Here is a 24,374-nt window from a genome sequence, read left to right as displayed (position 1 = left end):
CGAGTAGGCCAAATCGCATATTGGTCGCTGCCTTGCTTCCGATGAAGCTCAAAACACTATAAGACGTCTCTTCAACCGTTTCATTCAAACGGGGGTAGGGGACATACATCATGCCGTCTTTTGAACTGCTGACAGCCTTTTTCGTAACCACCGCTTTGTTTGCCTATATCCCCGGTCCGGCCATGCTTTATGCGGCGGCGCAGACCATGGCGCGCGGCCGGTTTGCCGGGTTGATGGCGGTGCTTGGCATCCATGTCGGCTGTTATTTCCACATTGTTGCCTCTGCGGCGGGGCTTTCGGTGCTGTTTCAGGCCGTTCCCTGGCTTTATCTCGCCGTGAAGCTCTGCGGCGCGCTTTATCTCGTGTGGCTCGGTTTCTCGATGCTGCGCAGCAAGCTTGAAGGTGAGGCGGTCAATCTGACCATCGAGCCGAAGTCGGCGCGCCGCGCCTTTATCGACAGCATCATCGTCGATGTGCTCAATCCGAAGACCGCGCTGTTCTTTCTGGCCTTTCTGCCGCAATTCGTTGATCCGGCAGCAGCCTTTCCGGTCTGGCTGCAATTGCTGATCCTCGGCATCGCCGTCAATTTCATTTTTTCCTCGGCCGATCTGGTCGGCGTGCTTCTGGCCGGGGCGATGGTCGGGCGTTTGAAGCGTTCCAGCGCGGTGCAGGTGCTTGCCCGCCGCGCTGCCGGAACGGTGCTGATGGGGCTCGGCGTCCATCTGGCCTTCCAGAAAACCTGATTCTCGGGAAGCTGCGCCGGGAGGTTAAAAACCCGGCCAAATGCCCTGCAAACGCGGCCCCTTGCGCCGCTGATATATGAAATTACTTGCCAAAAACAGCCAGCCGTGGTTTGACCGCCGCAAAAGCCGGTATGATCCGGCGTTAAGCTTTTCGGGAAAATCCCCAGGAACCCTCAGATGTCCAAACCTCATCTTCTTATCGTGGAAGCACGTTTTTACGACGATATGGCCGATGCTCTTCTCGAAGGCGCGAAGTTTGCGCTTGATGAAGCCGGCGCCACCTATGACGTCATTACCGTTCCCGGCGCGCTGGAAATCCCTGCCGCCATCGCCATGGCGCTTGACGGCGCCGACAATGACGGCACCGAATATGATGGTTTTGTTGCGCTTGGCATGGTCATTCGCGGCGAGACTTACCATTTCGACATCGTTTCCAACGAATCCTCCCGCGCGCTGATGGATCTCGCCGTCAGCGAATCGCTGCCTATCGGCAACGGCATCCTCACCGTCGAAAATGACGAACAGGCCTGGGCGCGTGTGCGCCGCTCCGACAAGGACAAGGGCGGTTTCGCCGCCCGCGCGGCGCTGACCATGATCAAGCTCAAGAAAAAACTGGGTGGCTGAACGCATGTCGAATGTTGATAATGGCGGCGAACCGCGCCAGCCTTCGGTAAAGCCCGCCAACCAGCGCGGCGCGGCCCGCCTTGCGGCCGTGCAGGCGCTTTACCAGATGGATGTCGGCGGAACCGGCGTGATGGAAGTCGTTGCTGAATATGAGGCGCATCGTCTCGGCCAGGAAGTCGACGGCGATACCTACCTGAAGGCGGACCCTTCGTGGTTCCGTTCGATCGTCTCCGGCGTCGTGCGCGATCAGACGAAGATCGACCCGCTTGTGCGCTCCGCACTTCTGGAAGACTGGCCGCTGTCGCGTCTCGATGCCACCGTGCGCGCCATCCTGCGTGCCGGCGCCTTCGAAATCCTTGAGCGCAAGGACGTGCCGGTCGCCGTCATCGTTACGGAATATGTTGAAATTGCCCGTGCTTTCTTCGAGCATGACGAGCCCAAGCTGGTGAATGCGGTTCTGGACCGCATTGCCAAGCAGGTGCGCGGCGAGGCAAAACGCTGAAGTAAAACAGGTGAGGAAGAGATGAGCGCAGTTTCCGTCCCCGGACTTGAAGTTCAACTGGACGAAGCGAAGCGCAACGTCTTCCTTCTCACCATGGCGCAGGCGATCATGGGATCGGCCGCGCCCTTGAGCTTTTCGGTCGGCGCGCTTGCCGGTTATCAGCTGCTCGGTGCGGACAAGTCACTGGCAACCGCGCCGCTCACCGGCTTTAATATCGGTGTCGCGCTCGGTGCGATCTGCGTGGCGGCCGCGTCCCGCTTTCTAGGCCGCAAGGCAGGCTTCATGGTCGGCGCGCTGATGTGCTCCATCGGCGGCGGCATTGCTGCGGCGGCGCTCTTCCGGTCGGATTTCTGGCTGTTTGCCGTCGGCCTGCTGCTGATCGGCATTTCCGGCGGTTTCACGCAAAAAATCCGCTTCGCCGCGGCCGATGCCTCTCCTTCCTTCTACAAGCCGAAGGCGATCTCCTGGATTCTGGCCGGCGGCATCATTTCCGCCATCGTCGGCCCCCAGCTTGCCATCTTCGGCAAGGATTTGCTTGCGCCGGTCACCTTTGCCGGCGCTTTTCTGGCCCTCGTTCCGCTCGGCCTCGTTTCGATCGTCATTCTGGCATTTCTGAAATTGCCTGACCCCAAGGCTGCCGCCGCCCATGCCGACCCGGTAAGGCCGCTTTCGGAGATTGTCCGCACGCAGCGTTTCGCCACCGGCATGATCTGCGGCATCGGCTCTTATGCCTTGATGACCTTCATGATGACAGGCGCACCGCTTGCCATGGTGGTCGGCTGCGGTTTCCCGACCGAACTCGCCACGCTCGGCATTCAGTGGCACGTTCTCGCCATGTTCGCCCCGAGTTTCTTCACCGGCATGCTGATTTCCCGATTCGGTGCGGAAAAAATCGTCGCTTCCGGCCTCATTGTGCTGATGGCCTGCGCCATTGTCGCGCATATGGGCATAGAGCTGTGGAATTTCTGGGCGGCGCTTATCCTGCTCGGCCTCGGCTGGAATTTCGGCTTCATCGGCGCAACCGCCATCATCACGTCAAGTTACCGCCCGCATGAGGCGGACAAGGTGCAGGGCTTCCACGATATCGTGCTGTTCGGCACGGTGGCGCTGTCGTCCTTCTCTTCCGGCAAGGTGTTTACGGCCTGGGGCTGGTCGGTGATGAACCTCGTCATCTGGCCGGTTGCCGGGCTTTGCCTTCTGCTTGTCCTGTCGCTCATCCTCACGAAGCAAAAAAAAGCCGCCTGAGTTCTGCGCCGCTCTCTACGCCTTTCAAGTTTCAGGCAAATTTGTGGGCTTGACGCGGCACCTTGCGCCAACGCAATCTCCGCTCCGAGGACATTTTTCCTTGGGAGGGGAACAAATGCCCAAGACGGGATTTGGGACAGGCCGTCCGCATCTCCCTGCACAAGGTTTCGCCGCGCCGGGGAGGGAGTGAGACCCGGCCTTTTGGGAGGTAAGTGCGCATGACCGTAATACCCATAGTAATTTTATGCGGTGTCCTGTCCGTGGTTTACGCGGTATGGGCCACCAAAAGCGTTCTCGATGCCGATCAGGGCAACGAGCGTATGCGTGAAATAGCAGGTTTTATCCGTGAAGGTGCGCAGGCTTATCTCACCCGTCAATATCTCACCATCGCCGTCGTCGGACTGATCGTCGCTGTTCTTGCCTGGTATCTGCTGTCATCCATGGCGGCCATCGGCTTCCTCATCGGCGCGGTGCTTTCGGGTGCGGCCGGTTTTGTCGGCATGCATGTCTCGGTGCGCGCCAATCTGCGCACCGCGCAGGCGGCGTCCCACAGCCTTTCCGCCGGTCTCGATATCGCCTTCAAGTCGGGCGCCATCACCGGCATGCTGGTCGCAGGCCTCGCGCTGCTCGGCGTCTCCATCTATTATTTCGTCCTGACGTCGGTGATGGGTCATCCGGCCGGATCGCGTGAGGTGATCGATGCTTTGGTGTCGCTCGGCTTCGGCGCATCGCTGATCTCCATCTTCGCCCGTCTCGGCGGCGGCATCTTCACCAAAGGTGCGGATGTCGGCGGCGATCTCGTCGGCAAGGTCGAGGCCGGCATTCCCGAGGACGATCCACGCAACCCGGCAACGATCGCTGACAATGTCGGCGACAATGTCGGCGATTGCGCCGGCATGGCGGCCGACCTCTTCGAGACCTATGCCGTCTCTGTCGTTGCGACCATGGTTCTGGCCGCGATCTTCTTTGCGGGAACGCCGATACTGGAAAGCGCCATGGTCTATCCGCTGGCGATTTGCGGCGCCTGCATCCTGACCTCGATTGCCGGAACCTTCTTCGTCAAGCTCGGCACCAACAACTCCATCATGGGCGCGCTCTACAAAGGGCTCATCGCCACCGGCGTTTTCTCGGTTGCCGGTCTTGCGGTCGCTACTCATGCGACGGTCGGCTGGGGAGTGGTGGGCACGGTGGCCGGAATGGAGATCACCGGCACCAACCTCTTCTTCTGCGGATTGGTCGGTCTCGTCGTGACAGCGCTTATCGTCGTCATCACCGAATATTATACCGGCACCAACAAGCGGCCGGTCAACTCCATCGCCCAGGCGTCGGTCACCGGTCACGGCACCAACGTCATCCAGGGCCTTGCGGTCTCGCTGGAATCGACGGCGCTGCCCGCCATCGTCATCGTTGGCGGCATCATCGGAACCTATCAGTTGGCCGGCCTGTTCGGCACCGGCATCGCGGTCACCGCCATGCTTGGTCTCGCGGGCATGATCGTGGCGCTCGACGCCTTCGGCCCGGTGACTGATAATGCCGGCGGCATTGCCGAAATGGCCGGTCTTGACCCCGATGTGCGCAAGGCGACGGATGCGCTGGACGCCGTCGGCAACACCACCAAGGCCGTCACCAAGGGTTACGCGATCGGTTCGGCCGGTCTCGGCGCGCTGGTGCTGTTTGCGGCCTATTCCAACGACCTGTCCTATTTCGCCGCCAATGGCGATACCTATCCCTACTTCAAGGACATTGGCGAAATATCGTTCAGCCTCGCCAATCCTTACGTCGTTGCCGGTCTGCTGTTCGGTGGCCTCATCCCCTATCTCTTTGGCGGCATCGCCATGACGGCGGTGGGCAAGGCGGCAAGCTCGATCGTGGAGGAAGTGCGCCGCCAGTTCCGCGAAAAGCCGGGCATCATGGCCGGAACGGAAAAGCCTGATTATGGCAGGGCCGTGGACCTGCTGACACGCGCGGCGATCAAGGAAATGGTGATCCCGTCGCTCCTGCCGGTTCTGGCGCCGCTCGTCGTTTATTTCGGTGTGCTGCTGATTTCGGGCTCCAAGGCCTCGGCCTTTGCTGCACTTGGTGCATCGCTGCTCGGTGTCATCATCAACGGCCTTTTCGTGGCGATTTCCATGACCTCGGGTGGCGGTGCATGGGACAACGCCAAGAAGAGCTTCGAAGACGGTTTCATCGACAAGGACGGCGTGCGCCACGTCAAGGGTTCGGACGCCCACAAGGCGTCTGTGACCGGTGACACGGTCGGCGACCCCTACAAGGACACCGCCGGTCCCGCCGTCAACCCGGCGATCAAGATCACCAATATCGTGGCGCTGCTGCTGCTTGCTGTTCTTGCCCACTGAGAGCTAAGGTTCCGACAAATGAAAAGGCCCGGGGAGCGATCCCCGGGCCTTTGATTTTTCCGTTCCTGCCGAGGTCAGGGGGTGTTGTTGCCCTGACCGAGAATGCTCTTGGCGATGTTCGCGCCGGAGGTGCCGCCGGAGAGCAGCTGCTGCAGGAAGGTGAGGTCCTTGCCGCCGGTCGGCGTGGTGCGCGAAATCGTGTCGAAGACCTTGCCGTCCTGCAGCGTGTAGTTGGCCTTGCGCTCGATGACGCCGTCCTTGTTGAAATAGATCGCCAGAATGTTCTGTTCGACCAGCGCCGGCTTCATGAAGGCCGCGCGGCGCACGCGCTTCTGCGAGATGTAGTAGAAAACCTCGTTGCCGAAGGTCGCCGTCGTGGAGGGCGTGCCCATGGTCAGCAGAACCTGCTCACGGCTGGAACCCTCAGGGATCAGCTGGAGCGACTGCTCGTCCATGACATAGCCGTTATGGAACACATCGGTTGTGCTGCTGCAGGCGGAAAGCAGGCCGGATGCGAGCACGATTGCGATGGCGGTCTTGCTCAGAATTTTGCCGTGACTTGCGGATTTCTGCTTGCTCAACTGCTTTTCCCCGACTGCGATCATGAATGGCACCTTCCGGCATTGCGTGGTGCACAGTGTCTGTGCACATGATTGTGTCAATCCGGGGACGGAAAATCCCGATCACCCCCCAAATTCAATGCTTTCCCGGCCTTTTGGAACTCCCCCGGTTCTCTTCGACTGTTTCAGCCCAAAGACGAACGTGACCGTGACAGCATTGCAATTCGTGGATGCTTCGGTAAACCAGCTTTGACAATCATGCAACAAGTGCGATGGGCGGTAAGCGAATTCACCCGTCCGGTTCGGAAAAAAAAGATGATATTCGGGCTGTTCAAGAAGAAAAACAACAATCGCGCCATAGTTGACCGGCAATATGCGACCTTGACGGCTACCGCCCGCACGCCCGGATTTTATCTCGACCTCGGTGTGCCCGACACGGTCATGGGCCGTTTCGAGATGCTCTCGGCGATCATGATTCTCTATTTCCGCCGCACCAAATCATCCGGTGTCAGCGGTCAGGAAATCGCCCAGGAGATCGTCGACGCCTTTTTTCAGGATATCGACCATTCCATCCGTGAGCTGGGAATCGGTGACCAGGGCGTGCCGAAACGCATGAAGAAATTCGCCGGCATGTTTTATGGGCGGCTCGAATCCTACGCGGCGGCGCTGGATGCTTCCGACCGCCCCGCTCTTGCCGCAGCGCTCCGGCGCAATATATATCCGCAGGTAGACGACAAGGCCCCCGATATGGAGGGGTTGGCGGGCTGGATGATGGAAGCATCCGCAGCCCTTGCCGCCCAGTCCGAAGAGACAATAGCAACCGGAAGCCTGACGCTGCCCTTGCCTGTACGATGAGGTTCACGATGAACGCGCGACACGCCGCAAATGACGACCTGCCTTTTTCCTATCCCGTAAAGGTAGGCCATATTTCCGCCAATCCCGTCAGGATTGGTCTCGAAGCCAGTGCCGAGGAACTGAAGGCGCTGGCGAAATTCTGGGATGTGGTTTCCGTCGAATATCTGAAGGCGGAGCTGCAGGTTTCCCGCTGGAAGAAGGATGGCGTGAAGATCAAGGGTGAGGTGCATGCGGCTGTGACCCAATCCTGCATCGTTACGCTGGAGCCGGTCTCGAGCAAGATCGACGAGACCGTCGAGCAGATTTTCGTTCCGGAAGGATCGAAACTGGCGCGGATGGTCACCAACGAGGAAGGCGAGATCGTGCTTGATCCTGATGGCCCCGATATTCCCGACCAGTTCACCGGCGACAGCATCGATGTCGGCGCCGTGGTTGCCGAATTTGCCGCCCTTGCGATCGATCCCTATCCGCGCAAAGCGGATGCGGAATTTGCCGAAGCGACCGAAAAAGAGCCCGAAGAAGAAAAGCGCCCATCGCCCTTTGCCGTGCTGAAAGATTGGAAAAAAGACTGAATGGCCCCGCCGGGCTGAAATAATTTTATTGTAACAAAGGCCGGAAAAGGTATTTTCGCGCAAAACCGCCTGAGTGGCGGCAAGAAGGATAAGGGACGAGTGATCAGAATTGCAATTGACGTCATGGGTGGCGATTTCGGCCCAGATGTTGCCATACCCGGTGCCGCCAAGGCGCTTGAACGGCACAACGATGTAACTTTTCTGCTCTACGGGCAGAAGAGCAAATGCGACCCCATTCTGGCACAATATCCCGCACTTCGGGAAAAGTCGGTCTTTCACGATTGTGAAGTCTCGGTCAGCATGGACGAGAAGCCGAGCCAGGCGCTGCGCCGCGGCCGCTACGTCTCCAGCATGTGGCGCGCCATCGAGGCGGTGAAGCTCGGCGAAGCGGATGTCGCCGTTTCCGCCGGCAATACCGGCGCGCTGATGGCCATGGCCAAATTCTGTTTGCGCACCATGGCGCGGGTGGAACGACCGGCGATTGCCGGCATCTGGCCGACGCTGAAGGGCGAAAGCATCGTGCTCGACATTGGTGCGACGATCGGCGCCGATTCCCAGCAGCTTCTGGATTTTGCCCTGATGGGCGGCGCCATGGCGCGCGCGCTTTTCGATATCGACCGCCCCACCGTCGGCCTGCTCAATGTCGGCGTAGAGGAAGTCAAGGGTCAGGAAGAGGTGCGCGAGGCCGGACGGCTTATCCGCGAGGCCGATCTCGGCACCATCGACTATCGCGGTTTCGTTGAAGGCGACGATATCGGCAAGGGTACGGTGGATGTTGTGGTGACCGAAGGTTTTACCGGCAACATTGCGCTCAAAGCCGCAGAAGGCACCGCACGCCAGATCACCACGCTCCTGCGTGAGGCGATCTCCCGCAGCTTCTTCGCCAAGATCGGTTATGTCCTGGCGAAAAGCGCCTTTGATGTACTTCGCGAAAAAATGGACCCGCGCAAGGTCAATGGCGGCGTATTTCTGGGCCTGAACGGCATTGTCATCAAGAGCCACGGGGGTACGGACGCCGTTGGTTTTGCGTCGGCTGTCGATGTCGGCTACGACATGGTTCACAACGGCCTGACGGCCAAGATTGAAAATGATCTGAAGATTTACCACGCAAGACGGCTTCCGCCCCCGGCGCCCGAAGCTCTCGTGGCTGACGAGGAATAAGGGAATGATCCGCTCTATAGTCCGTGGTTTCGGGGCAGCGCTTCCGAAGCGTGTCATGACCAACAGCGAAATTGAAGGTGTCGTCGAAACATCAGACGAATGGATCGTGCAGCGCACGGGCATCAGGCAGCGCTATATCGCCGGCGAAGGTGAAACGACCGCGTCCCTCGGCGAAGCTGCCGCGCGTGCCGCGCTCGACAATGCCGGCCTGACACCTGATGATATCGACCTCATCATTCTGGCCACCTCGACCCCTGATAACACCTTTCCGGCAACGGCCGTGAACATCCAGAACCGTCTTGGCATGACCCATGGTTTCGCCTTCGACATGCAGGCGGTCTGCTCCGGTTTCGTTTATGCCGTATCGACCGCCGATCTCTATATTCGCGGCGGCATGGCCAAGCGTGTCCTGGTGATCGGTTCCGAAACCTTCTCGCGTATCCTCGACTGGAAGGACCGCACAACCTGCGTTCTCTTCGGTGATGGCGCCGGCGCGCTGATTCTGGAAGCCGGCGAAGGCGAGGGGACGTCCGACGATCGCGGCATCCTTACCGCGCAGCTGCGCTCCGACGGTTCGCACAAGGAAAAGCTCTATGTCGATGGCGGACCTTCCACGACAGGCACGGTCGGTCACCTGCGCATGGAAGGCCGGGAGGTGTTCAAGCACGCCGTCGGCATGATCACCGACGTGATCGAACAGGCCTTCGAGGCCACGGGCACGACGTCCGATGACCTCGACTGGCTGGTTCCGCATCAGGCCAACAAGCGTATCATCGACGGATCGGCGAAGAAGCTCAACATCGACCCGGAAAAGGTCGTCATCACCGTCGATCAGCACGGCAATACCTCGGCCGCCTCCATTCCGCTGGCGCTTGCCGTTGCGGCCGGCGACGGACGCATCAAGAAGGGCGATCTTGTCATGCTGGAGGCCATGGGCGGCGGCTTCACCTGGGGTGCGGTGCTGCTGCGCTGGTAAGGGCGTGATTTGCGCGTTTGCCGGGGCGCCGGTGCGAAATCGGTTGTGATTTTCGCGCTCACGCCCCGGTCAGAAGCGCCCGGGCGACCCGAGCCTGTGTCAAAACCGTATCAGTCAGTCTAAGCCCTTGCACTGATTGCCGAAAGCCTCAAATGAATCTGGAACAATCCCTTGACCGGTCGCCACAAGGGAAATAATCTCGGCGGCTCCTAGAGAAAAATTCAGACACGGTTTGTGGGGAAAAATGGCCGGGAAGACAGTGACACGCGCAGATCTTGCAGAATCTGTGTTTCGTAAAGTCGGGCTGTCCCGCACCGAATCCGCCGAACTGGTCGAAACGATCATCGACGAGATTTGCAACGCGATCACCCGCGGCGAGGTCGTCAAGCTTTCGTCCTTCGCAACTTTCCAGATCAGGGAAAAGAACGAGCGCATCGGCCGCAACCCGAAAACGGGTGAGGAAGTTCCGATTTCGCCGCGCCGCGTCATGACCTTCAAGGCCTCGAATGTGTTGAAGCAGCGCATTCTGAAGGCCCATACGGCTCGCAAGGCCAAGCAGAAGGGCCAGAAGGCGGGGGCGTAATCCCTCACTCAAGGTCGCAGAGACACGCCTTTTTTGCCATATAGCAAGCCTTTTTCCCCATTCTTCTTGTGAACATACTTGAATTTCAACGTGCAAGCCGTTGAAATCCGGTCGACTCACATCATAATCAATTTTAGTGATTTGTATCTCGCCGCAACGGCGTCGGCGCGGGATCGTAACCGATTTCGCGTGGTGTTTGATCGGTGGGTGAAAAGCGTTCTCGTTCAGTGTCCGGCCGGATGCATGATTCTCCGGTTCGGATGGGAGTGGAAATTTGGATAAAAGCCCCGACGCGTTTCGGACGATCAGTGAAGTGGCGGATGAGCTAAACCTGCCGCAGCATGTGCTGCGTTTCTGGGAAACACGCTTTCCGCAGATCAAGCCGATGAAACGGGGTGGGGGCCGCCGTTATTACCGCCCTGACGATATCGATCTTCTGAAGGGTATCCGCCATCTTCTTTATGACCATGGCTACACCATCAAGGGCGTGCAAAAACTCCTGAAGGCCAACGGCAACCGCTTCGTTGCGGCGATCGCCTCCGGTGATCTCGCGACCATGGAAGCCATCATGGCGGCGAGCGGGGAAAAGGAAATCGCCGAGCCGCGCGTCGTTGATACCGATGGGGACGAGGTGGTCGGCCGTCCGAAGGCCAAGCCGAGCGGCCGGTTTTTCGGCTTCGGCGGCGGCAACAGCGATGCCGAAATATCGGTCGGCAAGTCGAGCATCGGCAAGGACGATCAGGCGCTTTTGCAGGAAGCCCTGTTCGATCTCCTCGAATGCAAACGCCTTCTCGATCAGGTTCGCTAACAATTTATCCACAGCTCTTTTAAGCGTTTCCCATGTGGGAATTCGAGAAAACAAAGAGTTAGGGCGTTTCACCGTTTCTCTGAAAAACGAAAACGCTCGGGAATGCCAACTTTTCGGAAACTCCTTTGGCCGATAATGCGGCTCCGTTGAAAGGAGTCCGATCGTGAGCAACCGAAAACCGACAGCGCGACGCCGCACGGCGAAGAAATCGAGCGGCGGCAGCGTTTGGCCATGGGTGTTGATGCTGGGCGTCGTTGCCGGCGGCATTCAGGCTTACGAACATCGCGACAGCCTTCTGCCGCAGCGCCATGTTGCGAAGGCGACATCTCCGGCCACGAATTCCCCGAAAGTCGCGACAACCGCCAAGCGCGATATGGTCACGGCCGAGAAAGTCGCATCCATTCGCCCCGCATCGCCGGCTCTGCCCGGCAACGGACCGGTACCGCCGCGCCCGATCGCCATGCCTTCCGCCTCGCAGCCGAGCCAGGTCGCAGCTATTCTGCCGGAAACGCGTCCTTCGGTCGAAAAAATCTCGCTCGGCGAAAAAAGCGGCGCCTTTGCCTTCTGCGGCCGCTCAGGCCTCAATAATTGCGTGGCCGACGGCAACACTTTCTGGATGAAGGGCGTGAAGATGCAGCTCGCCGGCATCGAGGTTCCGCAGATCGACCGGGCGCGCTGCATGGAAGAGCGCCAGCGCGGTTTCGTTGCAAAGGTCAGGCTTCGCGACATGCTGAATGCCGGCGCCTTCGATGTGAGCTCTTCCGGGACCGCGGGCGGGCAAGCCACGGAACGGAAACGGCTTTCGCGTTCGGGCGTATCCTTCGCCGATCAACTCGTGCGGGAAGGGCTCGCCCACCCGGCATCGGCAAAAAATCAGTCCTGGTGTGGCTAAGGCCCAATTGACCGAAACGGTCCGGCCTGTGTAGATGAGGCTCAGTCGCGTTTGGGATCGAGGCCTCGTGCCGGACACCCGAAGGATGACGACTTTTTGCAGCGACTTGACCGCAATGGTGCAAGGCGCGGCAATGCGGACGTGGCGAAATCGGTAGACGCAGCAGACTTAAAATCTGCCGACCATTGGTCTTGCGGGTTCAAGTCCCGCCGTCCGCACCATCAACGCTCCTTGATCTTCCATCTCTGCCAATAAAAAACGCCCGTTCACGGGTGCGTCGTCTCTTCTTGAAAATCATCAACAAGACCCTATTGACCTTGCCACGATGGGAAGCCCTATCTTTTTTTTAACACAAGAAAAGAGGGGTCATACGCATGTCACAAATGGAGATCCGGGCGAGTCATCAGATTGCGATCGATGGCATGACATGCGCCTCCTGTGTCGGCCGCGTGGAAAAGGCGATCGCCAAGGTGCCGGGTGTTTTGAAGGCCTCGGTCAATCTCGCGACGGAACGCGCTGACGTCTCCTTTTCCGGACCGCCCGACGTGCCGGCCGTGATCGCGGCGGTCCGGAATGCGGGTTATGGCGTCGAAGAAAAAACCATCGAGCTCGATATCGAAGGCATGACCTGTGCCTCCTGCGTCGGTCGTGTTGAAAAGGCGCTGAAGGCTGTTTCCGGTGTTTCCGGTGCGACCGTCAATCTGGCGACCGAGCGCGCCACCATCCGCGTGGCCGGCAATGCCGCCTCCGCCGCCACCTTGGCGGAGGCGATCAAGCGGGCGGGCTATACGGCGAAGGAAAGCATCGCCGACAAGGCCGGTGATGTCGAGCAGGATAGACGCGCCACGGAACTGCGCAGCCTGAAAATCAGCCTTGCCGTGGCCGCTGCGCTGACGTTGCCAGTCTTCGTGCTGGAGATGGGTTCGCATCTGGTGCCCGCCATCCATGAGTTCGTGATGGAAACGGTTGGCATGCAGGAAAGCTGGTATCTGCAATTCGTGTTGACGACACTGGTCCTGTTCGGGCCCGGCCTGCGCTTCTTTAAAAAAGGTATTCCTGCACTGCTGCGGCTGGCGCCGGACATGAATTCGCTCGTCGTATTGGGCACCGCCGCCGCCTGGGGATTTTCGGTGGCGGCAACTTTCCTGCCCGAAATCCTGCCGCGTGGCACGGCCAATGTCTATTATGAGGCGGCGGCGGTCATCGTCACGCTCATCCTTCTCGGCCGATTCCTCGAAGCGCGCGCCAAAGGCCGCACCAGCGAGGCGATAAAGCGGCTCGTCGGCCTGCAGGCGAAGTCCGCCCGCGTGCTGCGCGATGGTGAAACCGTCGATGTGCCGTTGCAGGATGTGCGCACCGGCGATGTGATCGTGGTTCGCCCCGGCGAGAAAGTGCCGGTCGATGGGCTGGTTCTCAGCGGTTCTTCTTATGTCGATGAATCGATGATCACTGGCGAGCCGGTCCCGGTCACCAAGACGGCGGGTTCCGAGGTTGTCGGCGGCACGGTGAACCGCAATGGCTCCTTCACCTTCCGCGCAACCAAGGTGGGCGCCGATACGCTGATCGCCCAAATTATCCGCATGGTGGAGGAAGCGCAGGCCGACAAGCTGCCCATTCAGGCGCTGGTCGACAAGGTCACCAACTGGTTCGTGCCGGCTGTCATGCTGGCCGCACTCGCCACTTTCACGGTCTGGTTCATCTTTGGGCCTGATCCGGCCTTGACCTTCGCGCTCGTCAACGCGGTTGCAGTTCTCATCATCGCCTGTCCCTGCGCCATGGGCCTTGCCACGCCGACCTCGATCATGGTCGGCACCGGCCGCGCCGCCGAGATGGGCGTGCTGTTCCGCCGGGGCGATGCGCTTCAGACGCTGCGCGATGCAGACGTGATCGCCGTTGACAAGACCGGCACCCTGACGCTCGGCAAGCCGAAGCTGGTGCATTTCACCACGACGCAGGGCTTCGATGCGGATGAGGTGCTTCGCCTCGTCGCCTCGCTGGAGAACCATTCCGAACATCCGATTGCGGAGGCGATCGTCGAGGCGGCGAAACATGGCGGCCTGACGCTTGCCGATGCGGAAGGTTTCGAAGCGACCCCCGGTTTTGGTGTTGCAGCCATGGTTGACGGCCGCAGGGTCGAAGCGGGCGCAGACCGGTTCATGACGAAGCTCGGTTATGACGTTGCGATGTTTGCCGATGATGCCGAAAGGCTGGGCAGGGAAGGGCAGTCGCCGCTTTATGCCGCCGTCGATGGCAGGCTGGCCGCGATCATCGCCGTTGCCGATCCGATCAAGCAGACGACCCCGGAGGCGATTGCGGCGCTGCATGCGCTGGGCCTCAAGGTCACGATGATCACCGGTGACAATCGCCGCACTGCCGAAGCTATAGCCCGCCGTCTCGGTATTGATGAGGTGGTGGCGGAAGTGCTGCCCGACGGCAAGGTCGAGGCCGTCAAAAGGCTCGCTGCCGGCGGGCGACGTGTCGCCTTTGTCGGGGATGGGATCAATGATGCACCGGCGCTTGCTGCGGCCGATGTCGGGCTTGCCATCGGCACGGGTACGGATGTCGCGATTGAAAGCGCCGACGTTGTGCTGATGTCGGGCGATCTGCGCGGCGTCGCCAACGCCATCGCGCTCTCCAAGGCGACCATCCGCAATATCGGCCAGAATCTGTTCTGGGCCTTCGCTTACAACGCTGCTCTCGTTCCCGTGGCGGCCGGAATATTGTATCCTGTCAACGGCGTTCTGCTGTCGCCTGTCCTTGCTGCCGGAGCCATGGCGCTTTCCAGCGTCTTCGTATTGACGAACGCGCTGCGCCTGAAAAGCTTCCGTGCACCGCTGGTGGACAGACCGGCGGGCATGCAGCTCGCAGCGGCCGAATAGGAGGCGGATGTGATGACGCCTGGCAACACAATTTATCTGCCGCAGATCGGGCGCAGCATCATGGCGGCGCAGGGTGAAACCGTGCTTCAGGCCGCATTGGCCGCTGGCGTCACCTATCCGCATGGCTGTCGCATGGGCCGCTGCGGGGCCTGCAAATCGCATCTCATTTCCGGCGAGATCGATCTTCTCAAGCACACGCCCTTCTCCTTGACAGAAGAGGAAAAGGCCGACGGCCTGACGCTCGCCTGCCGGGCCGTGCCGTTAAGCGACATGACGATCAGCTGGCTCGATGGGGCGGATGAGATCGCCGATATTCCGACCGGCCGCTTTGAGGGCGTGGTTGCGGAAGCGGTGGATGCCACGCATGATATCAAGCTCATCCGCATCCGGCTCGACGAGCGCGGGCAGTTTGCCTTCAAGCCTGGGCAATATGTGCGCCTGCTTTATGCGGACTGTTCGCCGCGTGACTACTCCATCGCCAGCCGGGTGGATGAGGAACTGATCGAATTTCACATCCGGCACGTTCCCGGCGGCACGACGAGCGGCCGTATCTTTTCGCTCACCAGGGCGGGTGATCCCGTGACGATCGTGGGGCCTTTCGGTTCTTCGTTCCTGCGGGAGAAACATTGTGGGCCCATCCTCGGCATCGCCGGCGGGTCGGGGCTTGCCCCCGTCAAGGCGGTTGTCGAGGCAGCGCTTGCAACGGGCCGTGAACGCCCGGTTCATGTCTATTTCGGCGCGCGCGCGCAGCGTGATCTCTATATGCTCGACCGCTTCGGGGACCTCGCATCGCAGCATGGCAATCTGAGCTTCGTTCCGGTTCTCTCGCATGAAGACCATGCCGATATCAGGTGCGGTTATGTCGGTGCCGCCGTGGCGAGTGATTTCGACGATCTCGATGGCTGGAAAGCCTATATTGCCGGACCGCCGGCCATGATCGAGGCGACGGTGCCGCAGCTTCTGGCGCGCGGCATGCGCGCCACAGACATTCATGCAGATGTATTTTTCACCCCGGAAAGATAGGAGCAGGATCGATGAACATTGGCACAGCCGCCACCGCCTCCGGCGTTTCTGCAAAGATGATCAGGCACTACGAGATGATCGGTCTGATCAAATCGGCAAACCGCACGGATTCCGGGTATAGGGTCTACACGGCCAATGATCTGGAAACGCTGCGCTTCATTCGCCGCGGACGTGATCTCGGTTTTTCCATCGAAAAGATCAGGCAGCTCATGACCCTGTGGCGCGATCCGGGTGGCGCCTCCTGTGATGTCAAACGCATCGTCATGGAACATGTCATCGATCTGGAAGCGAAGATGCATACGCTTCGGGAGATGGCGGACACGCTTCGAAACCTTGCAACCTATTGCCCCGACAATGGCGAGCCGGAGTGCCCGATCATTCATGATCTGGCCCATTCCGAAGATGTCGATTTTGCACCGGTGGCTGTCGTGCCCAAACGGTCCGGCATGCTGAAGGGTACGTCCGGGCCGGTGATGGATTTACAGCGCCTGGCGAAATAAGCGGCCGCCTCCTTCGGGGGCGAGCGTTGATTGCAGTGGAAATGCCAATTGCGGTGAAGGAGACAAGGCCATGTGGATACAGATAATACAGCGCTTCCTTATTCTGTGCCTGATGCTGGCGATCGTTTCCGTCATCGCGTTTCTTTTGCCCTATATGGCGGGCGGTGATCCGGCCCGCACTATCCTGTTTTCACGCATGCGCGACACCGCGCTCGATCCACATGCGGTGGAGGCGCTCCGGGCCAGTCTCGGGCTCGACCGGCCGCTTTATGTGCAATATTTCGCATGGCTGTCGAATGCGTTGCGTGGCGACCTTGGGTTTTCTTTTACCAGCAGCCAGCCTGTGGCTGCCGAGCTTATGCGGTCGCTCTGGGTGTCGGTGACACTGGCGCTGACGGCGCTGGCGTTCGCGATCGCCGTCGCCCTGCCGCTCGGCACGCTGGCGGCGATGCGTCCGGGTGGGCGGCTGGACAATTTCGCGACGCTGATGATCCAGACTTTCGTCGCAACGCCGGAATACTGGTTCGCGCCCATGTCGGCACTGGTCTTTGCGCTCTATCTCGGCTGGTTGCCGTCGGCGGGATGGGATAGCTGGCGTTCCCTCGTGCTTCCGGCGCTGACCCTGACATTGCGGCCGCTCGCCTATTTCACGCAGGTGACACGCGCCGCCATGGCCGAGGTTTTACGCGCGCCCTATATCACGGCGGCGCGCAGCCGCGGCCTTGGCATGCATGGCACGGTGATGCGCCACGGCATCCGCAACGGTTCGCTGCCGGTGGTTACTTTCTTCGCCCTGTGGCTTGCGGGCCTGCTTGGCGGATCGGTGGTCGTGGAAGTGATCTTCGCCATTCCCGGCATGGGCCGGCTTCTCTACGACGCCGTCGTCAATCGCGACATCCCGATGCTGCAGGGCGGTTTCATCTGCATCGTGGCCCTGTCCATTCTGGTCAATACCCTGGCCGACAGCTTCTATGTCCTGATCAATCCAGCAATGCGAGGTCACCATGACCATTAGCCACTTTCCGAGCGCGCCAGTCGCCGCCATGCCGATGACCATGCCCAAGCGCCCCTCGAACCTGTCCCGGTTCACGGATTTCATCCGCTGCCGTCACTGGACCTTCTATGCGGGCGCGGCGATCTTTCTCGTCATCATCCTGCTGCTGGTCATCGCGCCGTGGATTTCGCCCTATGATCCTGCAAAGCAGAACCTGCGTCTGCGGTTGAACGCGCCAAGCGCCCTCTACTGGCTGGGAACGGACCACCTGGGCCGCGATGTGCTCAGCCGGCTGCTGATCGGCGGCCGCTTCACGGTCACCATTGCCGCCATCACCGTCATTCTGTCGGTTGTGATCGGAACCTTCATCGGCATTATCAGCGGCCGCAGCCGCGGCATCCTCGACGAGGTGCTGATGCGCATCGTGGACCTGCTCATCGCCATACCTGATGTGGTAATCGCGATTTTCCTCGTGGCCATCTTCGGCCCGGGATATGGAACGCTGATCGCGTCGCTGACGATCGTCGGCTGGACACCTTTTGCACGGCTGGCGCGGGGACTGACGCTCTCGATCAATTCACGCGAATATATCCGCGCAGCCGAGGTGCTAGGCTGTACACGGCGCTTCATCATCTTCCGGCATATTATTCCGAACACGATCTGGCCGATTGCGGCGGTGGCGTTCCTGCGCTTTGGCCACAAGCTGATCACGGTTGGCGGGTTGTCGTTTCTGGGCCTTGGCGTACAGCCGCCGGCCGCCGACTGGGCGCTGATGCTGGCCGACGCGCAGGCCTATGCGGAGCGGATGCCCGTTCTCGTTATCGCACCGGGTCTGGCGATCTTCCTTGCAGCGCTCAGCGTGACATGGATCGGCCATGGCCTCAATCTGGAAACAAAGAAAACCAACGGTCATTGACGCCTGCGGGCGGGCAATGACGGATTTGACGATTGTCAAACATAGATGACGCAACGGAGCTGGAAGGAGAGTAATATCGTCTGAAGCCGCATGAAAATACGTAATGCCTCCGATTCAATAAAAATAAGGGGAACTCTTATGAATATCGAAGGACAAACGCTTGCCAGGACGGCCATGTCTCCCGAATGCGCACCGCTTCTGGAGATCGAGGACCTGCACGTTTCTGTGCCGGCGCAAAACGGCCGCAAGTTTGTTATTTCGGGCCTGACGCTTTCCGTCAACGCCGGCGAAGTCGTCGCTCTCGTCGGCGAATCCGGGTCAGGCAAGAGCATGACGGCGCTGTCGCTGATGCGACTTTTGCCGCAGGGCGCGGAAATCAATTCCGGCCGCATTTCCTTTGCCGGGCGCGATATTCTCGCTCTTTCATCCTCAGAACTCGACGCGCTGCGCGGTGCCGATATCAGCATGCTGTTCCAGCAGCCGCAGGCCATGCTCGACCCGACCAGCCGGGTGAGGACGCAGGTTGCCGAGCCGCTCTGGATACACCGTAAAATGAGCCGGCACGCGGCTCTCGACCGGGTCGTCGGCCTCCTGTCCGATGTCGGCATTCCCGATCCGTCGGCGCGGGCGCAATGCTTTGCGCACGAGCTTTCCGGCGGCATGGCGCAACGTGTCATGATTGCCGCCGCACTGTCAGGCAATCCGCAGCTTCTGATCGCCGACGAACCGACGACGGCGCTTGATGTCACCGTTCAGGCGCAGATACTCCGCCTGCTTGATGACGAACGCCGCAAACGCCGGCTTGCCACGCTGCTGATTACCCATGATCTCTCGGTCGTCGCCGCTTTCGCGGACCGGATCGCGGTGATGTATGCCGGCCGCATCGTCGAGGAGGGGCCGACCCAGGCGATCCTCAAGTCGCCGCAGCACCCCTATACCAAGGCGCTTATCAGCTGTTCGCTTTTGACCACCGACAGCGAGGGTCAATTGCTGACGATCCCCGGTTCGAGCGCGCAGGCCCATGACATGTCCTGCGGCTGCCGGTTTCATCCGCGCTGCACGCTTGCCAACTCGGCAGGCATGGGCGGCCGCTGCATGGCGTCGGAACCGGATCTGAATGCCTTGCCCGAAGGGCGCAAGGCGCGATGCTGGGCGGTCGGTCACGATCATGCCGCTCATGATCATGCCAGCCACACGGTCTGCTGAGGGAGGGCGACAATGTTATCGACAGCGACGACACAGATCCCGCCACCGGCGGAAAACAGGAGCCGGCCCTTTGTGGTCGCGAAGAACCTCTGCAAATATTATCCCATATCCGGCTTTGGTCACCGTGTGGTGAAATCCGTCGACGATGTTTCCCTGACGATCGGCGAGGGGGAAGTGCTGGGCCTCGTTGGTGAATCCGGATGCGGCAAAAGCACGGTTGCCGGGCTGATCACGCGGCTGACCCACGCAACGAAAGGCGAGGTCAGCATCGGGCAGAACGATATGCTGCACATGCAGGGCGAGGCGCTCCGGCGTATGCGCCGGGTCGTGCAGCTGGTGTTTCAGGACCCTTATTCCGCACTCGATCCGCGCATGCGCATCGGCCAGAGCATGGAAGCGCCGCTTGCCCAGCATGGCATCGGCACGCGCGAGGAGCGCACGGCCCGGGTTTTCCGGATGCTGGAAGAGGTCGGTCTCGACGGCTCTTTTTTTGATCGTTATCCGAGCCAGTGTTCCGGCGGCCAGTTGCAGCGCGTCGTCATCGGCCGTGCGCTGCTTCTCAATCCGAGCTTCCTCGTCTGCGATGAACCGACATCAGCTCTCGACGCCTCGATGCGCACACAGATCCTGAACCTTCTGATGGACATGAAGCGCCGTCACGGTTTGACGGTTCTGATGATTTCTCATGACCTGCGCGTGGTGCGTTATCTCTGCGATCGCATCGCCGTGATGTATCTCGGGCGCGTCGTTGAAATCGCTGACCGTGAGGAGCTTTTCCGGGCGCCGAAACATCCCTACACCAAGGCGCTCATAGCATCGTCAATGCTGGACGAGACCGGGCTATATGCACCGGAAATGCTTCTGGACGGTGATTTGCCGAGCCCTCTCAATCCTCCTGATGGATGCAAATTCCACACCCGCTGCAAATATGCGACCGAGATATGCGGTGAGGTAGAACCTGTTCTGGAAGGCGTTTCCGGCGAACATTTTGCCCGCTGCCACCGCTGGCGGGAATTGGGCTGACGGATAACGCAGTTACAGTTTTCTGTTGCTGTAAAAACAGATGAATTGTGTGTTTGCGAACTAATATCGGAATAAAATTCCGAGTACAAAACGTAAAATGAATAATATTCGAATGGATAATCGCGAGATATCCATAGGGTATTATTGTTGTCTTCGTATTTGTTTGAGTGAAGTTTCGAGAAAATTTACGAACTGTGAGCGTTGTCATCAAAAATAAAAGGGGAATCTTCTATGATGAAGCACGCACTTTTGGCGACGTGCGCCGTTGTGGTCTCGTTTGGGACGCAGGCGGCGACAGCCGGAACGATTACCTATGACGATTATACCGGCGTCAAGACCGGCTGGCAGATGGCTTCCGACGACGCCTATCTCGGTTCGCGCGCAGGGTGTTTCGAAAGCCTGGTCCGCGTCGGTTATGACACCGCACTGGAGCCGGGGCTGGCCGAATCCTGGACGCAAACCTCACCGAAGGTTTGGGAATTCAAGCTGCGCAAGGGCGTGAAGTTCCAGAACGGCGAGCCGCTTAATGCTGCGGCCGCGGTCAATGCACTTACCAATCTTCTCAAGGCGCCCGTTCCGGCCCGCGCCTTTTCCCCCAAGCTGATCGCTGCCGTCGATGCTGGTGGCGACGATATCGTGAAGATCACGACCATCGAGCCATCGGTGCTGCTGCCGGCGCAAATGGCAAGCCCGGCGACTTCGATCCTCGCGCCATCCGCCTATAAGGATGGCAAGGTGGATCCGATCGGAACCTGCACCGGCCCCTTCAAGATCACCAAGGTTGATGCCAACCAATATATGGAACTGACCGCGAACCATGACTATTGGAACGGCATGCCGAAGCTTTCGGGCGGCCGCGTGAACTTTATTCCGGATGCCGATACGCGCGCCACTCAGATCAGAAGCGGTGAAGTGCAGATTTCGCGCGTGATACCACCCTGGGCGGTAAAGACCATTGAAGCCACGAAGGGTGTCAAGGTTGCGCCAATTACCGTGCCCCGGATTACGGAAATGCTTCTCAATAATTCGAAGCCGCCGTTCAAGGATATCAAGGTTCGGCAGGCGATCCGGGCTGCCATCGACACCGCCGGCATTGCCGACAGCATCTATGAAGGCGTGGTAAAACCCGCAACGATGCCCTTCGCACCGGGAGAGCCGTGGGCGCCGAAAGATGTCACACCCGCTTATGACGTAGAGAAGGCGAAGGCTCTGCTGAAAGAGGCGGGAATTGCTCCCGGCAGCCTGAAGCTGACGCTTCTGGCCTACACTGAAAGAACCGAACTCAAGGATGTTGCCGCCGTTATCCAGGCCCAGTTGCAGGAAATCGGCATCAAGGTGGATGTGCGCGTTGCCGATTACACTGCGATCGAGCCCGATCTCCTGGCCGGCAATTTCGATATGGTTCTTCTGTCACGCGGTTACGCCACGGATGTTGCCGAACCGATCGGGTTCCTCAATGCCGACTACACCTGCGGAGGCGGCTACAACATCTCGCATTATTGCAGTGAGGAGACGGACAAGCTGATCAAATCGGCCTATGCGACGGCTGAGCCGACCAAGCGTTACGCCATCTATGCCGAGGCGGCGAAGAGGGTTTACGATGAAGCCGTCACCGTCTACCTCATCCACGAGACCGCTTTCGACGCCTATTCGGACAAGGTCGAAAACTTCAAGCCGCATCCGATCAACTACTTCATCATGACCAAGGATCTGGCGGTGAAATAAGCCGATATGACATTGCCGACGAGGTATGGCCCGGCTCGCAAGAGCCGGGCCATATTTCTATGGTGCCGCAACGCCGTGGCTGGATGCCGGATCAGTCGCACTGCCGTGCGTGCCAAATTTCGGGACAATGTGGGTGATATTGATTTGGAATGACGAGCTACGCAAAACACTCCGCGTCATCCTCGGGACGAGCCCGGGGATGACGCGAGAGGCGTGAAGCCTTCACCACCGGCTTCGGGAGAGATATCTGCTCGGGGAGGTTTGAAAGGACAAAACGCGATGTCGTCCAACGGCTGTCACGCAGGTTCAGCGCGAAGCGGGGCAGGCGGGGCGACCCGGCGGCGTCAGGATGAAAGCGCCGCCGGCATCTCTTCGGATCAGGCGCGCGCTTCCGGTGTATAGCCAGCGGCGGTGATGATTTCGGCAATACGCGCTGCATCGGAGACGCCGCCAACCACGACCGTACGGCTTGCCGGATCGGCATGCACGGCAGCGCCGGGAACGGTCTTTTCGATCGCGCCCTTGATCACACCGGCGCAGTGACCGCAGGTCATGTCTTCAACGTGGAAAGAAAGGTCGGCATCGACGGGTGCGGCAGTGGTTTCCGGGTGATGCTGATGGGCGGTGCACATAGGCGGTTCTCCATGGTTTGGAATTCGTAACAGGAGGAGCCTGGACTATTCCAACGTGGGAAGGTCAAGCGCTTTATTCGCGCATTCGCAACATGTATGTCGCCGGATCAGCTGCGCCAGAAGATCGGCATCAGCAGCACCAGAACCGTCAGGATTTCCAGACGCCCGAGCAGCATCAGGACCGACAGGAGATAAAGCGCGGGATCGCTGATCGTGGAGAAATTGCCCGCCGGTCCGACGATCGGGCCGATGCCGGGTCCGACATTGCCGAGTGAGGTCGCAACGGCCGAGGTGGCGGTGAGGAAATCGTAACCCATCAGGCTCATGGCGAGGCTGCCGGCGATCCACAGCGCGATGAAACAGCTGACGAACAGAAAGATCGTCCGGATCGTATCGGGATCGACCACCTGCTGGCCGTAACGCACCGAATAGACCGCGTTCGGATAGATCAGCTTCTTCAGCCCGGCGCGCGCCACGTTGAACATGATGAGAAAACGATAGGCCTTGATGCCGCCCGCCGTCGAGCCGGAGCAGCCGCCCATGAAGGTTGCGAAAAAAGCGACGACAACGACGAAGGGACCCCAGAGCGTATAGTCGTCACTGGCAAAGCCGCCGGTCGAAAGGATCGAGGTCATGTTGAAGAAGGAGTGACTGAGCGCGTCATCCAGCGGCACGCCGTTTCTAAGATGGTGATAAACGCCCACGGCAATCGAGATCGCGCAGAGATAACCGAGGAAGACGGCAATCTGCGGGTCACGCAGCGTCTCCAGCCGGCGGCGCACGGCAAGCAGGATCATCACCGAGAAGGGCAGGCTGCCGAAGATCAGGAAGATGGTGGCGATCCACAGCAGCGCAGTATTGTTGAAATAGGCGAAAGAGGCGTCATGGGTGGAAAAGCCGCCGGTGGCGACCGTCGACATGGCATGGTTCAGCGCGTCGAAATGCGACATGCCGGCAAAATCGTAAGCGATCGTACAGGCAAGCGTCATGATGATGTAAATGGCCACGAAAGCCCGGGTGAAGCTCGCCAGCCGCGCGAAGGGCCGGTCATTGCCGGTATCGGAGGATTCCATTCGGAAGAAGGTCATGCCCCCGACGCGCAGCAGCGGCAGGATGAAGAGGCCGAGGGCGACGATACCGATGCCGCCTAGCCAGCACAGCAGCGAGCGCCAGAGCAGGATCCCCTGCGGCGCGTTGTCGAGCCCGGATATGGCCGTCGATCCTGTTGTGGTGATGGCTGAAACGGATTCGAAGATCGCCTGACCGAGCGTCAGGTTGAGTTCCGACAGATAAAGCGGAACCGCGCCGACGATGGAAAAGACCAGCCAGAGCAGGTTGACGAGCAGAAAGCCGAAACGTTTGTTGAAGGAGGCGATCGGCCCGCGCGTCGCCAGCGCGCAGGCTAGAGCAAAGCCTCCGCACATGAAACCCGACAGCGCAAACACCATCCAGTCGTCATTGCCGTAATAAAGATCGGTGAGCGCCGGCAGAAACATGGCCGTCGCCATGTAAAGCCCGAAGATGGACGCAACATATATGACCGAGCGCAGAAGGTTACTGTTCAAGAAATGAAACCCGGAGTTCGTTGCCGCGCTGAA

General features: G+C 59.8%; 23 protein-coding genes and 1 tRNA gene. 21 read left to right on the top strand and 3 right to left on the bottom strand.

The window, feature by feature from the left end:
- Positions 1-110 precede the first annotated feature (110 nt).
- The 5 genes from CFB10_RS16965 to CFB10_RS16945 all read left to right on the top strand — a co-directional run bounded on the left by CFB10_RS16965 (position 111) and on the right by CFB10_RS16945 (position 5,471).
- Positions 111-743 (top strand): LysE family translocator, encoded by a 633-nt coding sequence (locus tag CFB10_RS16965; RefSeq protein ID WP_020009434.1) that lies wholly within the window; start codon positions 111-113, stop codon positions 741-743.
- 177 nt (positions 744-920) lie between these two features.
- Positions 921-1,367, top strand: coding sequence for a 6,7-dimethyl-8-ribityllumazine synthase (gene ribH / locus CFB10_RS16960; protein WP_020009433.1), 447 nt, complete (start codon positions 921-923; stop codon positions 1,365-1,367).
- Positions 1,368-1,371: 4 nt separating this feature from the next.
- On the top strand, positions 1,372-1,869 hold the full coding sequence (gene nusB, locus CFB10_RS16955) for a transcription antitermination factor NusB (protein WP_020009432.1): 498 nt from the start codon (positions 1,372-1,374) through the stop codon (positions 1,867-1,869).
- A gap of 21 nt (positions 1,870-1,890) precedes the next feature.
- Positions 1,891-3,114: an MFS transporter gene (locus CFB10_RS16950; RefSeq protein ID WP_020009431.1), complete on the top strand. Its 1,224-nt coding sequence runs from the start codon at positions 1,891-1,893 to the stop codon at positions 3,112-3,114.
- Between the two features lie 218 nt (positions 3,115-3,332).
- On the top strand, positions 3,333-5,471 hold the full coding sequence (locus CFB10_RS16945; protein WP_026363447.1) for a sodium-translocating pyrophosphatase: 2,139 nt from the start codon (positions 3,333-3,335) through the stop codon (positions 5,469-5,471).
- 74 nt (positions 5,472-5,545) lie between these two features.
- Here CFB10_RS16945 and CFB10_RS16940 read toward each other — a convergent pair whose 3' ends face one another.
- Positions 5,546-6,076, bottom strand: coding sequence for an outer membrane protein assembly factor BamE (locus CFB10_RS16940; RefSeq protein WP_003502231.1), 531 nt, complete (start codon positions 6,074-6,076; stop codon positions 5,546-5,548).
- A gap of 270 nt (positions 6,077-6,346) precedes the next feature.
- Here CFB10_RS16940 and CFB10_RS16935 point away from each other — a divergent pair, with 270 nt between their 5' ends.
- From CFB10_RS16935 to CFB10_RS16860, 16 genes are all read left to right on the top strand, one after another.
- Positions 6,347-6,886: a ubiquinol-cytochrome C chaperone family protein gene (locus tag CFB10_RS16935; protein WP_020009429.1), complete on the top strand. Its 540-nt coding sequence runs from the start codon at positions 6,347-6,349 to the stop codon at positions 6,884-6,886.
- Between the two features lie 8 nt (positions 6,887-6,894).
- On the top strand, positions 6,895-7,458 hold the full coding sequence (locus CFB10_RS16930; protein WP_026363446.1) for a DUF177 domain-containing protein: 564 nt from the start codon (positions 6,895-6,897) through the stop codon (positions 7,456-7,458).
- A gap of 99 nt (positions 7,459-7,557) precedes the next feature.
- A complete protein-coding gene (plsX, locus tag CFB10_RS16925) occupies positions 7,558-8,619 on the top strand; it encodes a phosphate acyltransferase PlsX (RefSeq protein ID WP_026363445.1) in 1,062 nt (353 codons plus the stop codon).
- 4 nt (positions 8,620-8,623) lie between these two features.
- Positions 8,624-9,595 carry a beta-ketoacyl-ACP synthase III gene (locus tag CFB10_RS16920; RefSeq protein WP_026363444.1) on the top strand — a complete coding sequence of 324 codons (972 nt, stop codon included), beginning with the start codon at positions 8,624-8,626 and terminating at the stop codon, positions 9,593-9,595.
- 244 nt (positions 9,596-9,839) lie between these two features.
- Entirely contained in the window at positions 9,840-10,178 is a 339-nt protein-coding gene (locus tag CFB10_RS16915) for an integration host factor subunit alpha (protein ID WP_003502236.1), read from the top strand.
- Between the two features lie 274 nt (positions 10,179-10,452).
- Positions 10,453-10,986 carry a MerR family transcriptional regulator gene (locus CFB10_RS16910; protein WP_026363443.1) on the top strand — a complete coding sequence of 178 codons (534 nt, stop codon included), beginning with the start codon at positions 10,453-10,455 and terminating at the stop codon, positions 10,984-10,986.
- Positions 10,987-11,149: 163 nt separating this feature from the next.
- Complete coding sequence (locus tag CFB10_RS16905) at positions 11,150-11,878, top strand: thermonuclease family protein (protein WP_026363442.1); 729 nt, start codon at positions 11,150-11,152, stop codon at positions 11,876-11,878.
- Between the two features lie 135 nt (positions 11,879-12,013).
- Positions 12,014-12,099, top strand: a tRNA-Leu gene (locus CFB10_RS16900).
- A 153-nt stretch (positions 12,100-12,252) separates the two neighbouring features.
- Positions 12,253-14,757: a heavy metal translocating P-type ATPase gene (locus tag CFB10_RS16895; RefSeq protein ID WP_020009423.1), complete on the top strand. Its 2,505-nt coding sequence runs from the start codon at positions 12,253-12,255 to the stop codon at positions 14,755-14,757.
- Positions 14,758-14,769: 12 nt separating this feature from the next.
- Positions 14,770-15,780: a 2Fe-2S iron-sulfur cluster-binding protein gene (locus CFB10_RS16890; RefSeq protein WP_020009422.1), complete on the top strand. Its 1,011-nt coding sequence runs from the start codon at positions 14,770-14,772 to the stop codon at positions 15,778-15,780.
- Positions 15,781-15,791: 11 nt separating this feature from the next.
- Positions 15,792-16,280: a Cu(I)-responsive transcriptional regulator gene (gene cueR / locus CFB10_RS16885; protein ID WP_020009421.1), complete on the top strand. Its 489-nt coding sequence runs from the start codon at positions 15,792-15,794 to the stop codon at positions 16,278-16,280.
- A gap of 70 nt (positions 16,281-16,350) precedes the next feature.
- Positions 16,351-17,295 (top strand): ABC transporter permease, encoded by a 945-nt coding sequence (locus tag CFB10_RS16880; protein WP_026363441.1) that lies wholly within the window; start codon positions 16,351-16,353, stop codon positions 17,293-17,295.
- Entirely contained in the window at positions 17,285-18,190 is a 906-nt protein-coding gene (locus tag CFB10_RS16875) for an ABC transporter permease (protein WP_026363440.1), read from the top strand. Before CFB10_RS16880 ends, CFB10_RS16875 begins: the two co-directional genes overlap by 11 nt.
- Positions 18,191-18,328: 138 nt before the next feature.
- The gene (locus tag CFB10_RS16870; protein WP_020009418.1) at positions 18,329-19,396 is read left to right on the top strand and encodes an ABC transporter ATP-binding protein; all 1,068 of its coding nucleotides are present in this window, start codon (positions 18,329-18,331) and stop codon (positions 19,394-19,396) included.
- A gap of 12 nt (positions 19,397-19,408) precedes the next feature.
- Positions 19,409-20,419, top strand: a complete 1,011-nt coding sequence (locus tag CFB10_RS16865; protein WP_026363439.1) for an ABC transporter ATP-binding protein — start codon at positions 19,409-19,411, stop codon at positions 20,417-20,419.
- A gap of 231 nt (positions 20,420-20,650) precedes the next feature.
- Entirely contained in the window at positions 20,651-22,144 is a 1,494-nt protein-coding gene (locus CFB10_RS16860) for an ABC transporter substrate-binding protein (protein WP_020009416.1), read from the top strand.
- A gap of 377 nt (positions 22,145-22,521) precedes the next feature.
- On the opposite strand, the gene CFB10_RS16855 is transcribed toward CFB10_RS16860, so the two are convergent.
- Both CFB10_RS16855 and CFB10_RS16850 read right to left on the bottom strand, forming a co-directional pair.
- Entirely contained in the window at positions 22,522-22,776 is a 255-nt protein-coding gene (locus tag CFB10_RS16855; protein WP_003502257.1) for a heavy-metal-associated domain-containing protein, read from the bottom strand.
- 107 nt (positions 22,777-22,883) lie between these two features.
- The gene (locus CFB10_RS16850) at positions 22,884-24,341 is read right to left on the bottom strand and encodes a TrkH family potassium uptake protein (protein WP_020009415.1); all 1,458 of its coding nucleotides are present in this window, start codon (positions 24,339-24,341) and stop codon (positions 22,884-22,886) included.
- Between the last annotated feature and the right edge of the window lie 33 nt (positions 24,342-24,374).

The organism is Agrobacterium sp. 719_389 (assembly GCF_900188475.1).
Classification (GTDB): domain Bacteria; phylum Pseudomonadota; class Alphaproteobacteria; order Rhizobiales; family Rhizobiaceae; genus Agrobacterium; species Agrobacterium radiobacter.
This window is presented reverse-complemented; position numbering and strand designations above follow the sequence as displayed.

Coding starts and splice junctions, on each gene's coding strand:
- CFB10_RS16965 (WP_020009434.1), top strand. CDS start 111: ATGCCGTCTTTTGAACTGCTGACAGCCTTTTTCGTAACCACCGCTTTG.
- ribH (WP_020009433.1), top strand. CDS start 921: ATGTCCAAACCTCATCTTCTTATCGTGGAAGCACGTTTTTACGACGAT.
- nusB (WP_020009432.1), top strand. CDS start 1,372: ATGTCGAATGTTGATAATGGCGGCGAACCGCGCCAGCCTTCGGTAAAG.
- CFB10_RS16950 (WP_020009431.1), top strand. CDS start 1,891: ATGAGCGCAGTTTCCGTCCCCGGACTTGAAGTTCAACTGGACGAAGCG.
- CFB10_RS16945 (WP_026363447.1), top strand. CDS start 3,333: ATGACCGTAATACCCATAGTAATTTTATGCGGTGTCCTGTCCGTGGTT.
- CFB10_RS16940 (WP_003502231.1), bottom strand. CDS start 6,076: ATGATCGCAGTCGGGGAAAAGCAGTTGAGCAAGCAGAAATCCGCAAGT.
- CFB10_RS16935 (WP_020009429.1), top strand. CDS start 6,347: ATGATATTCGGGCTGTTCAAGAAGAAAAACAACAATCGCGCCATAGTT.
- CFB10_RS16930 (WP_026363446.1), top strand. CDS start 6,895: ATGAACGCGCGACACGCCGCAAATGACGACCTGCCTTTTTCCTATCCC.
- CFB10_RS16920 (WP_026363444.1), top strand. CDS start 8,624: ATGATCCGCTCTATAGTCCGTGGTTTCGGGGCAGCGCTTCCGAAGCGT.
- CFB10_RS16915 (WP_003502236.1), top strand. CDS start 9,840: ATGGCCGGGAAGACAGTGACACGCGCAGATCTTGCAGAATCTGTGTTT.
- CFB10_RS16895 (WP_020009423.1), top strand. CDS start 12,253: ATGTCACAAATGGAGATCCGGGCGAGTCATCAGATTGCGATCGATGGC.
- CFB10_RS16890 (WP_020009422.1), top strand. CDS start 14,770: ATGACGCCTGGCAACACAATTTATCTGCCGCAGATCGGGCGCAGCATC.
- cueR (WP_020009421.1), top strand. CDS start 15,792: ATGAACATTGGCACAGCCGCCACCGCCTCCGGCGTTTCTGCAAAGATG.
- CFB10_RS16880 (WP_026363441.1), top strand. CDS start 16,351: ATGTGGATACAGATAATACAGCGCTTCCTTATTCTGTGCCTGATGCTG.
- CFB10_RS16875 (WP_026363440.1), top strand. CDS start 17,285: ATGACCATTAGCCACTTTCCGAGCGCGCCAGTCGCCGCCATGCCGATG.
- CFB10_RS16870 (WP_020009418.1), top strand. CDS start 18,329: ATGAATATCGAAGGACAAACGCTTGCCAGGACGGCCATGTCTCCCGAA.
- CFB10_RS16865 (WP_026363439.1), top strand. CDS start 19,409: ATGTTATCGACAGCGACGACACAGATCCCGCCACCGGCGGAAAACAGG.
- CFB10_RS16860 (WP_020009416.1), top strand. CDS start 20,651: ATGATGAAGCACGCACTTTTGGCGACGTGCGCCGTTGTGGTCTCGTTT.
- CFB10_RS16855 (WP_003502257.1), bottom strand. CDS start 22,776: ATGTGCACCGCCCATCAGCATCACCCGGAAACCACTGCCGCACCCGTC.